This is a genomic window from Providencia sp. PROV209 (assembly GCF_028479485.1).
In the GTDB taxonomy this organism is placed as follows: Bacteria; Pseudomonadota; Gammaproteobacteria; order Enterobacterales; family Enterobacteriaceae; genus Providencia; species Providencia alcalifaciens.
The window spans coordinates 1-13,047 of sequence record NZ_JAMPNR010000006.1; the positions used below are offsets into that span (position 1 = coordinate 1).

A 13,047-nucleotide genomic window follows, 5' to 3' on the forward strand; every position below is an offset into this window, starting at 1 on the left:
TCCATCAATACACTAAAAGCTTATCGAGACAAAGATGTTCTTACCTTTGTGAAACAGATTGGGATGACTCGGTTGTTTCCGGGGCTAGATAGCCGCTTACTCGGGTTACTGTTAACCCAGCAGCCCCATGCGCCTTGTTTGATTTGGCATCATGCCCATAAGATTTCGGCTTTGCATGCCGACCATTTCTATCAATTGGTGTATGCCATTACCAGTAAGCAATCCATTAGCTTACTCACGCCTGAGCGTCGTTTTAATCCACTACAACCTTATCAACTCATTTATCGTGAAGGCCAGTGGTATTTATTGGCGGAATACCACCAGCAAGTACATGTCTTGTTGTTGGAGGATATCCAGCAAGTTCAATCACTCAATACCCCCTTCACACCGAAACACGCAGTGATGCAACTGTCACAACAAAACAGTTTTATCGCGGCATTACCGCATTTTAGATTGATATCACAATTACTTACCTCTCTTCCATCACACAAAGAAAGGAGCCGACCATGACGCTATTAACCCCACCAGCATCGCATCCAACACATTGTCCGCACTGTTCTTCTGAGCAAGACATCATTGCATGGGGCTCGGGCTGGATATGTCGCGATTGCGGTCACGAATGGGCCATGCCCATTCAAAGTCACCATCACACTGTGAATTCATCATCACATAAGGAAGCTTAAAAATATGAACACCATTTCACACTTACAACGGGGTTTAGAACGCATCGCTATTGTTATCAGTATTTTGTTATGCCTTTGGATCACTGGCGTATTGTTAACACACTTCCAACTTATCGCTCTCATCATGAATCCGTATGGGATCACATTGATGTACTTCGTTTTATATCTCTTAGCTTTGGTTACCCCACAACTCTTGGCGCAATTAGACTTATGGGTTTTGAGTGCTTTTAAGGGGATTGACTATAAAATCCATTTCAATCCCAAATTAATTGCCATTATCTCGTCCATCATTATCGGATTAGCCCTCTCTAGCCTACTGATTATCATGTCATCCGGTTGGCTATACGGTTTTACTGAAGGTATCGCCACCACGATATTACTGGTTGATTTGCTTATCGCCACTGGTATTGCCTTTTATCTTCATCGGCGAATTCGTCACTGGATTTTAGTGCGACTAAACCGTCAGTCATCACATTAAACATGATCAGCAATTTTTGTTGTGGATACCTTATTCACCATTCACCCGATAACCATCGAATACGCCATATCAGGGAAAACCAAGCACCCATTAGACGGTGTTCATCAAGCGTCAATCTGACGTTTCTATTTATGTTGATAGGAATTTATAATGAAAAGATATGTAGTTGTAACTGTATTGGCCTCACTGTGGTTGATGACATCATCTGCCTCTGCCACCAGCCAGCCCCCTAAAAATACCATTTGGGAATATAAAGGCGATGGCGGTAAAACCTTATGGCAAGTGTGTGGAAGCCAAAATAGTACTTGTAGGATTGTTGGTTCAACCAAGCACTATGTTGCTATATTGAATCATAAATCTGCGTCAGGTTGCGCATTTGGTGATTTTTATATCGTGGCAAGAACTGACGGAAACTGGCAACAACGTGATACAGGCACTTGTAGCCCTAATGCTTATGTCCAAAAAGGATACATTAATAACGGGCAATATTCGTCAGTTGACATTGGTGTCAGCGGTACTATCGTCAAACGCTATCCGATAGGTTATTGGAACCAGCAAAAAGAATTATCAGGCAAGAACCGACCGCGCTGGAAAGAAAAAGACCGTACTAAAGGTGGATTGCAAACCAATCAACAATAAATGACATTCTCGCTACCGTCACTTGCTGTAGCGAGAATGATAAAAGATAACTAAAGGTAACGTAATGAATAAGATAAAGAGCATTTTTGCGATGAGTTTATTGGCAGTCAGTACATTTAGCTTGGCTGCAGAACAACAGCGTTATGCGAGCATCACACATACCAGCTCAAATTTTATTAACCAAGGCTATTGTGGTTACTCATTTACCCTCGATAATGGCGGTAACCATATGGTTTTAGACCATGCGGAGTTTGGAGCACTTGAACTAACGCTGCGAATGAAAGATGGAAAAGGAAAAGTATTAGGGGATACGATACTGGAAGTGGAACCTTTTGGCGATTCTAGCGCCACTCGTGCCACCTTTACAGGATTGGAAATTCCTTGCGAGGACGTCGCTGAGTTTGAAGTGGTTAAAGCGGTGGAAGATCAGAACGGGCGTAAGGTTGAATTACCGTTATCGATCTTTGAGGCAAATAACCCAGAGTTGGCGAAGATGTCGGTGGCTGGGAAAAAATAATTTTAGTTGTATGCACTCTTTCCTTAATGGAGATCGCTGCAGTCAGCTTTTTATATTGAGTTAGTAGTCTGACTTGATAGTATCAACATCATCAAATCAATTTTTGGTAGTGAAAACTAATATACATATTAGCTCAGATTTGATTTAGTTGTAACGCAAAAAAATCTACAGACTCAAAGCGGACATTGCTAGCATCAATCTGTGTTAATTAGCAGGAAATAGCTCTCAAGTTCACTCTGCATACTTAAACTACACGCTGGCTCTATTTCTTTAGCCGTTTAGAAAAAGGTAAATTAGAGGTTAACTCTTATGTTTAACAATCATTTCAATAAACCTAACTTGACTAATTAAAGGTTTCAGATGAATAGAAAAGAATTCATTCAGTCGCTCGGAGCTACTTGCAAAAACTGGACATGGAGCTGGTCGTTTGTTAACCATGATAAGAAGGTAGTTATTTTTGGTTCTTGGGATGTTGAGAGAGATCAGGAACGCTCAGTAATTCTCCGAGAGAAATGGGAATACAACTTTAAGAATAAAAAGCAGCCTGGCTACACGCAAGCACTCGAACATATCAGTTTAGTCCACGCAGGATACGAACTTTTTACTTTCAACATGGTTTTTTCAGAACATCCTGATAACCCTGAGATTGCAGTAATAAAAGATTTTGAGCGTAAATTACATAAGCGTTATCTTCGAAAAGAACGGGATGTATGGTACGCGGATTTCCTACCGAATCCATTTCCTCATGAAATCCCATCGGCTGAAAGTTTTATTGAAGGGGCTAAGACACTGGTTACAGTAAACCACTATGAACGTGATCCTAAGGCGCGACATGCTTGCATACAATATCACGGCACTACGTGTAAATGCTGCGGTTTCAACTTTGAGATGGTCTATGGAGAACATGGTAAAGGGTTCATTCATGTACATCATATTAAGCCACTGCATACGATTGGCGAAAACTACGTTATAGATCCAGTAACCGATCTGGTTCCCTTATGCCCTAATTGTCATGCGATGATTCACCTTGGTAGTAAAGTTCTTCTTGTTGAAGAATTAAAAAAGAAATTGATGCTCTAAATAAGTAACCAGCGTTATACATTGGTGTACTTCATGAGAGCATGCTTCTAAACCAGCATATGGGGAATCTAGGAAACATAGATAACCCGGGAAACCTTAGCAGTCACAGTAATCTGATGGGTACGCAATTATGGATGTCCAGATGCCTCAATACATTTTTAGCCAGTAGAGATGACATCAATTGCTAATATCTGTTTTTTGATCATAGCGGAATTAGCTCCATGTCAGTTCGCTCTGTGCCAAGAGCGGACATTTGTATAATCGAAAAATTACTATCTAACGTTAGCTAACTGCTGAAGGAGGATTCAAATGTTACTAACCGCACCTGAATTGACGGCAATTATTGCAGTCGCTGGCATCGCAGTTCAGTTCTTGATTGCTTATTTAGCTCGGCGACAGATTGCGAGGCAACTCGATCTCCAGCACTTGATTTCACATCGCACTACAGCTTCTTTCGTTGCGGACAAACGCCAGAAGTGGATTGATGAACTGCGAACAGACATGGCCTTCCATCTGGCCTTATCGCAGGAGATCATCTGGAAGTGGGATTCTATGCGCCAACGTGCGGCTCTACGCATTAAGGAAGACGCCAGTAATATTGATGGGACGGTTGACCAAGTGATGGCCGGTAAGATTTTACAGGAAATTGCCGATAAGTTCTCACTGGAGAATGGAGCGCGTGACCGCGAGCATCAGGAACGACACACCCGAATCATGTTCCGGCTAAATCCAAAGGAGGAGTTGCACATCAAGCTTCGGCAATGCCTTGAGTGCATCCGGGTCGGACTTAGCAAAACTCAAGGTGCGAAAACACGAGCCGAAGCTGATGAGCAACTTAACGAAACGATTCGACTGATTGCTAAAGCACAAGAACACACGCAAGACATCTTAAGAGCCGAGTGGCAGCGAGTAAAACAGGAAGTTGCTTACCCTGAAGCGCTGATTTCTACAATTCCCAAGCCTGACTCGAGCAAGTAGTGAAAGTGGTATATACGTTCCTGATGCTAGCAACCAATCACTAATCGGGTTCTGTTTGTTGGCCAGTGCTCATTTTACTTTCCCCAATTTCTGGAGGATAGTGCATGACATTGGATTTTATTTAAGTCCAGCAAGACATCCACATACTGCTAATTCACATAGGTTGTCAGTTTGAGAACCGTCCACTTCTCGCTCCTAGCTGACCTTCAATTAAGCTCGCCCGCCCGTTCAGTGCCATAAGCCGCGGTGGCGTATATAACAGAAGGTTAATAAACTGTGCAATTTTAGAAGAATAGATAAAAATGACATCAAATAATTATGGAAATGAGGATTTTGAGGCATATACATATCTTGACTATCATAACCTTGCTGTATCTTGGAATATAGCAAGAGGCTCTTTTTGTTCTCCTTCAGAATTCCCATACGATGAATATTATGACAGTATTCTATCCGTCGCATTCACTGGAATGTTAGCAAATTCAACGCCAGAAAGGCTTTATAGCGAATTAGCTATAGATAAAGTTAGAGCATTATTGTTCCCTGATTGTGTGTCAAGATTGAGAGGTTTTTTTGTTTTCGATGAAATCGATTCAATATCTAGATTTTGGAACTGCAATTCTTGGGGCGGGCATTTTTCTGATCAATATTTATCTGATGTAGGTGTTGCTGCAACTAGATCTACTAGAGTTGATTCCAATTGGATATCTCATATAGTTGATGTGAATGGTAGACTGAAAAAGGGTTGGTATGAGAATGCAATTAATTATTGGCGTGGAGACATATTCCCTGACGGTGAACCTATATGGGAAAGAATCGTCGAAGGTTACCTGACTGTTTGGAGTCACAGTGTTAGGACAGAAGCAGTATTGGAAATAGAAGCCGTTTGGCCAAACTCATTGAAACTATTGCAATATTCTTCCTTTTGCGCAGCGTATGGCTCCTTGGATGGAATGATTTTTCCATTATTGAATAAAAAAGATAATGATCAAATTGAAGTTATATATATGTCTAGAATGGTTCATGCTAATGATGAAGATTTTATTGAAAAAATTATTGAGCACGCAAAGAAAAAGGCTACCCTTGATATTAATTTGAACGATACAACAACTACAGACGAAGATATCAGTACACCTGATTTAACCTTTTTGAATGTCTGTTTATCTTCTGACGATAATTGTGCCTTTTCCGACTTTGTTCAACTTGTGAGTAGTTCTCAATGATTCTGAGTTATTCGTGAGTTTGTTATGAATGTATGAATCACCTATTGTAAGTTCAATGTCCATTTTTCGCTCAAAACGGACAGTCAAGCCTGCTCCAGAAGATATCCTCTTCTCAAGTAAAATTGTATTAGTTACTATCTCTTTTTATTATTTCGAACTAGCTACTAATAAAGATCAAATTAACTTTTTTAATATTCGAGAAGGAGAGAATATATTGATGTTACACAGACACTAATATCTGATAACTTATACAGAACCACCAGCATCACAATTATCTGTATTAGATAACCATCAAAAAAAGTAAGAATTTCATCTGTTGGTACATGTGTTGGTATAAATAAATTTATACTTTTATATTTTAATTTAGATCATAAGGTTAAGTATTATGTGCGAGTCCGGCCTTCGCACCAAAAATCAGACGCTTAGAGCGTCTTTTTTTATGTCTGGAATCCTAGCTTTATCATCCTTCTCTCGCGTTTTAACTTTACTAATTCAAAAAACATCAAGTTCATGAGCTAAAAATTCGTTTATATCACACAGAGTATTTCTTTGAAGAAAAACGCCAGTCTAAGCGTGATTATTTAACCTTTACTCCGGAAAACACTGAGCTCAATAGCTTTTATAAATCAAACTTCATCTGTTTCTTTTTTACCAAACTTACGTAGGTTGATATTAACTGTCTAGAATATACCAATCTTTGGCATTAGCGGTTTTGTTTATCGCTTTGATGAAGAATATTAAATAAAATAAGGCGCTGTGGGTGATGACTGAAAAGATGTGTGAGCATTTTGGCTGTAGTTAGTTTACTTTAGTAAAACTTTATTAGTGGGCAGGTTACGGATGTTAGCGGATTAGCTAACATCCTGTTTAACTTCATGATTTTTATAGTCGAAAGAGAATAAAGAATACATTTTTATCTGATGTTAAGTTATCTTCTGGGGTAGGCAGAAATTGAGTGTTTTCAATTAGCTCTATACCTCGAATGCAAAGCTTTTTGTCATTGTTACTATTTTTATCATGGGCAATAGCTGAAATTAATTTGCCGTTATTATCGAGAGTGATCTTAATTTCACACTCTTTTCCCTTATAAAGGTCTGTATCATAAAACCGGCTCTGAATAGATTTTTGGACATTCAAAGCATAGATATCCATTAGATGCTTGTCGGTTGGGGCTGCACTTAAATGCCCAGTAAAAAGAATGCTAAAAAATAAAAAGCATTTTTTCATAAAAAACAACCTCAGGTTTATATTCCTAATTTTTCTTTGAGGATTTGGTAATGCATGATTAAAAGTAATTTATTTTCAGTTAGTTACGTCTCTGTATTGCTTCAAGTCGCCAGATAAAAAAAACAAATAAAAATAGCATAAAGATTGATAAAAAATGAAATATAGTATTTTCAGTACTTAGTGTTTTTTCTACTGTTAGATTGATGCCACTATATATCGCAATGAAATAAAAGAATAAAATAGCTGATTTTCTTTTTACATTATAAAGTTTATCTGATCGTAATTGTTTTTTTAGATTTTTCCTTATAAAGAAAAAAACTAAAATACCCAAAAATACAGTTAGATAATAAGTTATTACCATTCAGGGATCTCCCTGTCTTTATATTTATTTCCATCAGTATCCGTACATTCAACATAGCTTGGTTCATCGCCTCCAAATACGAATACATACTTACAGTCTTCAACGATTTCTTTTACATTTTGTATTTTTTCAGGTTCACGAATGACTAATGTAGTTTGACCTGTATCCTTATCATAGACCATCATACTTTTGACATCATCCCTAAGCTTTGAAATAGAGATTGCATCACTAATCATTTCAAATACTAGAAATTTACTGCTCATTTGCTTATAAGCATACTCTAGATCTTTTTGTGCGTATTCTTTAAAGAATAAGTTTTTCTTTGGATTTCCATATTCATTTAGTTTAGGAATTAGCTTTAATTTTCCTTTAACGGAAATACCAAAATCAACAAGGTCATAGGCTAAATTGCCAACAGATTCTTTAAACCCTAGAGCTTTAGCTGCTGACTTATAACCTTCACGTAATGGACCCTGAACATCACTATTGCCTTCATAAAAGCCAATACCACCTTCATAAATACCATTCGCACCATGAGCGATTAAAGGTGCTCCAAGCATGCACCCCATACCTGTAGAACATAAAGCGATGCCAGCACCAACCATAGCCATACCGCCAAGTATTGATAGACCATTTAAAACCCAATCGGCGGATTGCTGGTATAGATCTTTTTCTTCTTGCTTTAATTCGGCAGAACCTTGTTCGTAGCTTTTTTGACCAGATTCAACCTGATCAACAATTTGATAAGCAAAATTTTCAACATCGCTTTTAAATTCACTCTTTACTTCAGGATAATAGAGATGTTTTTCACAAAGTTCATCAGCACAATCAATTAGGTGTTGCGCATCAATTCTAATTTTATTGTCATTGGCAATAATAGGGGGAGCGTAATGATTACTTGGTTGGCTAATTGGTTGCTGAATAGGAGTCTCGGTAGCTACAGGGTTATATGCGCGAGATATCGGCTCATCTTCTTTGCTGTAGCAATCAGTGATGGAGTTTATCAGTCTTGCTTTGCATGGACAGGAGCTAAAGCTATCCAGTGTTCCTGCCATCATTCTACCATTACCCCATACATTGCTAACGCCACCAAGTATGTTGTAAGTCCCAGAATGCTTTCCACAGGTAACCAGATCGCCCTGACGTGCAGCAGATCTTCCATGAAATATAAAAGTATTATCTCCAGTTAAAATCTGACCACCACATATTGTTTTATCGCCAATTCGTAAAAAATATCCTATAGCCATATTTATCACCATTCCTTTGGTTAACTTAAGTTAAATTTTATTTTATTTATTAATAGCCAATTAACAAGTTATTTTTTATGATTCGGAATAAATTCACTCAGAATATTGTTAGAATTTTTTCTACCGCAGGAATATCGGCAGATGCCCAATCTACTGTTCTTAATTCTTCTTTAGAAAGCCAAAGAGCATCAATATGTTCTGTAAGTTCTATTGCTCTATTTGGTAATTCAATTACAAAGCAATGCATTTTGATATCAAAGTCGGGATAACTATATTCGATAGTTAACAAAAATTTGGGGTTGGTAACTGTAATTTTTAATTCTTCATTTAGTTCTCTGGTAATTGCTTCAACAAGAGTTTCGCCTGCTTCCACTTTACCTCCAGGGAACTCCCATTTATGGCTTATATAATCAAGCTTTGAGAAGCCTCTTTGCACGGCTAGAAACGTATTTTCATTTTTCAGTACAGCGGCGACGACTTTAATATGTTTTCTAATCATTGGTTATTCGCTTCTAATAATTCTTTACTTCGATTTTTTAGAGTCTCAATATCTTCTTCATTATTAACTATATGCATTTTCTTGTGGCAGTTAGGGCATAAGGCTACAGTATTTTCACAGGTATCATCACCACCTTTGGAAAGCCAAATAATATGATGTGTTTCCAGATAAGGCTCACCTTTGGTATTTTTAAACGGTGCGGGTTGAAGGCAAAGCTGACATTGTCCTTTTGCTAACCTTTTAGCCAACTCAGCGACCCAAATATTTCTCTCATAATTTGTGGATTTTTGTTGATAACAAGTCGCTACTTTTCCACTTCCAGCTGCTAATTCTTGAAGTTCCTCGATAGATAATTTTTTTGCTTTACGGGCTCTAATGTTATCTATGTTGTCTCGATCTTTCTGCTGAACTTGTCGTTCACCTGAAATTAGCGTTAACGGGAATATATATACTTTTCTAAGCTTTCCTTGTTCATCAGGTTGTGTTTCTGGATATGGAGTACCATCAAGAATCACTTCACCCATATAGGTGTACTCTTGGTCTTTAAATACCTCAAATAGGTGAATGGAAATTCCGTTAGTACCTGATCCTGCCAAGGTTTTATTTTGTTGAAAGCTTAGGCTTTGATCGCCTTTAGTACCCATGCCAGTATAATGAAGCACATTGTTGGACCATCGGTCATCGTAGATAGATTTGATGTGGTTTGAGATAATAATTAAAGTATTGGTTTTGTGTGCACGCCGCATACCGCCTTGGGGGCTACATCCAAATATTTCACAGAGCTCAGCGTTGTTAAGTTTTGTGCCTATTTTTAGATCATTATATTTGTACACAATATTTTTCTACTCCATTCTTAGCATATTCAGCGTTAACAAACCCTGAATAATTACTAGCTCAATTAACTGTCATACTTTACAGGTGATAATTGATCATTGGAATATGTGTATGTTTAATTTTGCAGAATATCTTAATGTCTTGGATGGCATGTTCACATGTTTTTTGATGTCTGATGTTAGTTATGTTGACTCTCGATGTTTACATTGAATTTTTTTAAAGAGCTTTTAAGTGGGTGCTGAAGTTTATTAACTAAATAAAGAGTTTAATTGAGTTAAGAATAGATTGTTAAATGAGCTAATATTATAAAAAATCGTGATTCATCTTTTTCAGCTGGTTATATGAAAGCTAAATTCTTTTCTAATTTATAAAATATTTTCATAGTTCCCAAATATTTTTCGTCATTGTATCGGACTAGCCCCAAACTTATCCTTAAATATTTGCCTAAATGTCACGGAGGATTGAAAGCCTGCTAATTTGTCCACGCGTTCAATTTTGCAAATATGAGAATATCTCGAACATTGAAGCAATGATTGCAGATGTGTTTGATATAGATGCGGAGGATACGCAGGGTATTACAGGGTTAATAGTTGCTGCAGCAGAAAATAGACCCGATGTTGTAAAACTTCTGTTAAAACACAAAGCAGACTCGAATATCAAATCGAAATTAGGTGTATCAGCCCTCATGTTTGCGAGCGCTCGTGGTAGCGATATAGAGATAGTTCAAGCGCTAATAGTGATGTGAATTTATCCATTACTGGAAAAGAAACGGTACTTATGACCGCAGTTTCTCAGGGGGAACAAATTAGCGAAGCGTATTTACCTATCATTGAATTACGTAAAACAGGCAGTGATGAACAGAGCGAGATTCAATTTGAGCAAATGTTATCCGTCATAATAGATCACAAAGATAGGTTTGGTATGGATAAAAGGTATGCCAAGGTAAGGTGCCAAGGACTCGGTAGCATGGCGTTCTCTTTAGGCGAGACGAGATTCGAACAAACTGAAAAAGTATTTTTGGAAAAAATCTGCAGTGTAAGTTTGATTATAATCGATTTAACTGTATTGAAGTTATCAACTCCTAAATAAGATTCATGGCTAGTGCGATAAACACTAGCCATTGATTTATATGCAAAATAAATAGTAATTAACCGCTACATAATGCATTTCAATAAATACTCTGATTGCATGGCGCTATGCAAAGATAACTCAATCAATCATTATTGTGCTTCGTTCTGTGAGACATACGGCGTGTAAACACCCGTTAAGCTCTTCAGAAAGGCGACAATATCGTCGACATCTTTTTGTGGTAACTCTTTACCCACTTGATAACGCAACATTTGTTTGACTGCTTCATCTAAGGTAGCCACATCACCACGGTGAAAATACGGTGCGGTTAACTCAACATTGCGCAGAGTTGGGACTTTTTGGCGCAGTTTATCGCGTTCTTCAGAGGTGACATTCATACGCCCGATGTCTTGTGCGGTGACTTCACCGAATTCATAGTCTTTCTTCAAACCTAACGGCTCGAAAGAACGACCACCGAGGATCACGCCGCCATGGCAAGTTGCACATTTATTCTCTTTAAATAATTGATAACCATGCTGCTGTTGCGCTGTGAGTGCAGCACTATCGCCGCGTAACCAATTATCGAATGGTGAATCTGGGGTGATTAGGGTTTTTTCGAATTCTGCGATAGCATCAGTGATGCTGTCGCCTGTAAACCCTTCAGGGTAAACCGCATTGAAATCCTGTTTTAATACCGGGTCTTTATCCAGTTTTACAATGATTTCATCCCATGATTTGGATGCCATTTCGATTGGATTTAATGGCGGACCGCCTGCTTGTGCTTGTAAGTCAGGGGCACGACCATCCCAGAATTGCTCGACGTTAAACACAGAGTTGAACACAGTGGGTGCATTGATTGGGCCAACGGCACCGCCAACACCGATGGAGGTTTTACGACCATCAACCCCACCAGCATTTAGCGCGTGGCAGTGAGCACAAGAGATGGTGCTGTCTCCAGATAAGCGAGCGTCATGGTACAGGCGAAAGCCTAACGCCACTTTCTTATCATCCACTTCCAGTGATTTTGGAATTGGCTGGATTGGCTCATTGCGGTGCTCTACCGCAGTGTCCTCGGTGGCATAATGCTCTGCGCGCTGCTTCGCAATCCAACCGAGTAATTTATCGCGTTCTTCGTCACTCACACTACTTGCCCAGTGCAGTGCAACATAACGTGTTGGTGGCATGGTGTGATTCTGCATCACCCACTCAATTTTATTTAATTCGCTCTGAGGAACTGGTTCTCCAGCAATTAACGCAGCGCGAGCGGCTTCAAGGTTAAAGGACTTATAACCTAGTTGAATATCGTACTCCATCAGTTGTTTAGCAATTGGAAATGAGGCATAAGCAGGTAAGTCAGTTGACGGCGTGTGACAGTAATCGCATCCTTTTTCGGCAAAGAATTGGAGGACTTGATTATTTTCTGCAATTTTAGATGTCTGAATGTCACTATTTTGTCTTCGTTGATTATCGTGGTACCACACATATCCAGATAACCCAAAATAACCGAGTAAAAGCAAAAATATGGTAGCGACCGTAATGCGAGTAAATTTTTTCATTACACTATCCTTGGAAGATTGCGGTCAAATATAATTAAATATTTTTATTTAATATAATTCTATGGACGGACTATTATGGGTAAATAAAGCACAATGGTTTTTGATTTTTATCAATGATAGCCATCGGTTTAATCGATTGATGAAATAAGATTTGCCTATTAATAAGAATGAAATATATTTTTATCGTTTTTTTATTTTCATAATCATATGATTTTATTTGGTTATTGTTGTTTTTTACTTGAAATTATTATTTATTAATGACTGGTCATTAATGATGATTTTGCCGTTAATTAAAATAAATTTATAAAATTTCTATATAAGTTAAGTCAATATTTATGTTTATTGAAAAATAAATGTACTTTTAAAATGAAAAAAATAAAAAAGCGTAAATTAAAAATAATAATGTAAAAATAGCGAATTATTTTTATCTTATTACCGCGAAATTGTAAAAAACAATTCAGTTAGTAAATTCCCTTTGAAATTCATTTCCCCTGAAAATATTTTGTGATGTAGCTTCGTGTCGATAATGGCTACTTGCCGCCCTAATTTTATCGTCATTAGTGTCGATTTTTCCATGTGATTAAATTAACCATTTGATAAATAACAAAAATAATCATGGCATGAAATATGCTAATACAACTCCATCAATATTAATAATTC

The 13,047-nt window shown here is 37.9% G+C and carries 14 protein-coding genes; 9 read left to right on the forward strand and 5 right to left on the reverse strand.

The genetic code is table 11. The features are described from left to right. The 7 genes from PR795_RS06040 to PR795_RS06070 all read left to right on the forward strand — a co-directional run. A partial coding sequence (locus tag PR795_RS06040; protein WP_272516725.1) for a WYL domain-containing protein occupies positions 1-510 on the forward strand: 510 nt, incomplete at its 5' end. A gap of 177 nt (positions 511-687) precedes the next feature. Beyond that, on the forward strand, positions 688-1,161 hold the full coding sequence (locus PR795_RS06045) for a hypothetical protein (protein ID WP_272516726.1): 474 nt from the start codon (positions 688-690) through the stop codon (positions 1,159-1,161). Positions 1,162-1,311: 150 nt separating this feature from the next. Beyond that, positions 1,312-1,800: a hypothetical protein gene (locus tag PR795_RS06050; RefSeq protein ID WP_272516727.1), complete on the forward strand. Its 489-nt coding sequence runs from the start codon at positions 1,312-1,314 to the stop codon at positions 1,798-1,800. Between the two features lie 64 nt (positions 1,801-1,864). Beyond that, on the forward strand, positions 1,865-2,317 hold the full coding sequence (locus tag PR795_RS06055) for an IrmA family protein (protein WP_272516728.1): 453 nt from the start codon (positions 1,865-1,867) through the stop codon (positions 2,315-2,317). 360 nt (positions 2,318-2,677) lie between these two features. Further along, positions 2,678-3,397, forward strand: a complete 720-nt coding sequence (locus PR795_RS06060; RefSeq protein ID WP_272516729.1) for an HNH endonuclease — start codon at positions 2,678-2,680, stop codon at positions 3,395-3,397. A gap of 309 nt (positions 3,398-3,706) precedes the next feature. Then, positions 3,707-4,375, forward strand: a complete 669-nt coding sequence (locus tag PR795_RS06065; RefSeq protein ID WP_272516730.1) for a hypothetical protein — start codon at positions 3,707-3,709, stop codon at positions 4,373-4,375. A 302-nt stretch (positions 4,376-4,677) separates the two neighbouring features. Further along, on the forward strand, positions 4,678-5,595 hold the full coding sequence (locus PR795_RS06070; protein WP_272516731.1) for a hypothetical protein: 918 nt from the start codon (positions 4,678-4,680) through the stop codon (positions 5,593-5,595). An 882-nt stretch (positions 5,596-6,477) separates the two neighbouring features. Here PR795_RS06070 and PR795_RS06075 read toward each other — a convergent pair. From PR795_RS06075 to PR795_RS06090, 4 genes are all read right to left on the reverse strand, one after another. Beyond that, entirely contained in the window at positions 6,478-6,822 is a 345-nt protein-coding gene (locus tag PR795_RS06075; RefSeq protein ID WP_006662462.1) for a cell envelope integrity protein TolA, read from the reverse strand. 354 nt (positions 6,823-7,176) lie between these two features. Further along, positions 7,177-8,430 carry a DUF4225 domain-containing protein gene (locus PR795_RS06080; protein ID WP_181480343.1) on the reverse strand — a complete coding sequence of 418 codons (1,254 nt, stop codon included), beginning with the start codon at positions 8,428-8,430 and terminating at the stop codon, positions 7,177-7,179. A 97-nt stretch (positions 8,431-8,527) separates the two neighbouring features. Then, the gene (locus tag PR795_RS06085) at positions 8,528-8,929 is read right to left on the reverse strand and encodes a (deoxy)nucleoside triphosphate pyrophosphohydrolase (RefSeq protein WP_006662465.1); all 402 of its coding nucleotides are present in this window, start codon (positions 8,927-8,929) and stop codon (positions 8,528-8,530) included. Further along, complete coding sequence (locus tag PR795_RS06090; RefSeq protein ID WP_220128206.1) at positions 8,926-9,762, reverse strand: HNH endonuclease; 837 nt, start codon at positions 9,760-9,762, stop codon at positions 8,926-8,928. The genes PR795_RS06085 and PR795_RS06090 overlap by 4 nt, the downstream gene beginning before the upstream one ends. A gap of 449 nt (positions 9,763-10,211) precedes the next feature. Between PR795_RS06090 and PR795_RS18095 the strand changes: the two genes are divergently transcribed. Together PR795_RS18095 and PR795_RS06095 are read left to right on the forward strand one after the other, a co-directional pair. Then, positions 10,212-10,508 (forward strand): ankyrin repeat domain-containing protein, encoded by a 297-nt coding sequence (locus PR795_RS18095; protein WP_071992055.1) that lies wholly within the window; start codon positions 10,212-10,214, stop codon positions 10,506-10,508. Positions 10,509-10,540: 32 nt separating this feature from the next. Continuing rightward, positions 10,541-10,852, forward strand: a complete 312-nt coding sequence (locus PR795_RS06095) for a hypothetical protein (RefSeq protein ID WP_181480342.1) — start codon at positions 10,541-10,543, stop codon at positions 10,850-10,852. A 131-nt stretch (positions 10,853-10,983) separates the two neighbouring features. Here PR795_RS06095 and PR795_RS06100 read toward each other — a convergent pair whose 3' ends face one another. After that, a complete protein-coding gene (locus PR795_RS06100; protein WP_181480341.1) occupies positions 10,984-12,387 on the reverse strand; it encodes a cytochrome c peroxidase in 1,404 nt (467 codons plus the stop codon). Between the last annotated feature and the right edge of the window lie 660 nt (positions 12,388-13,047).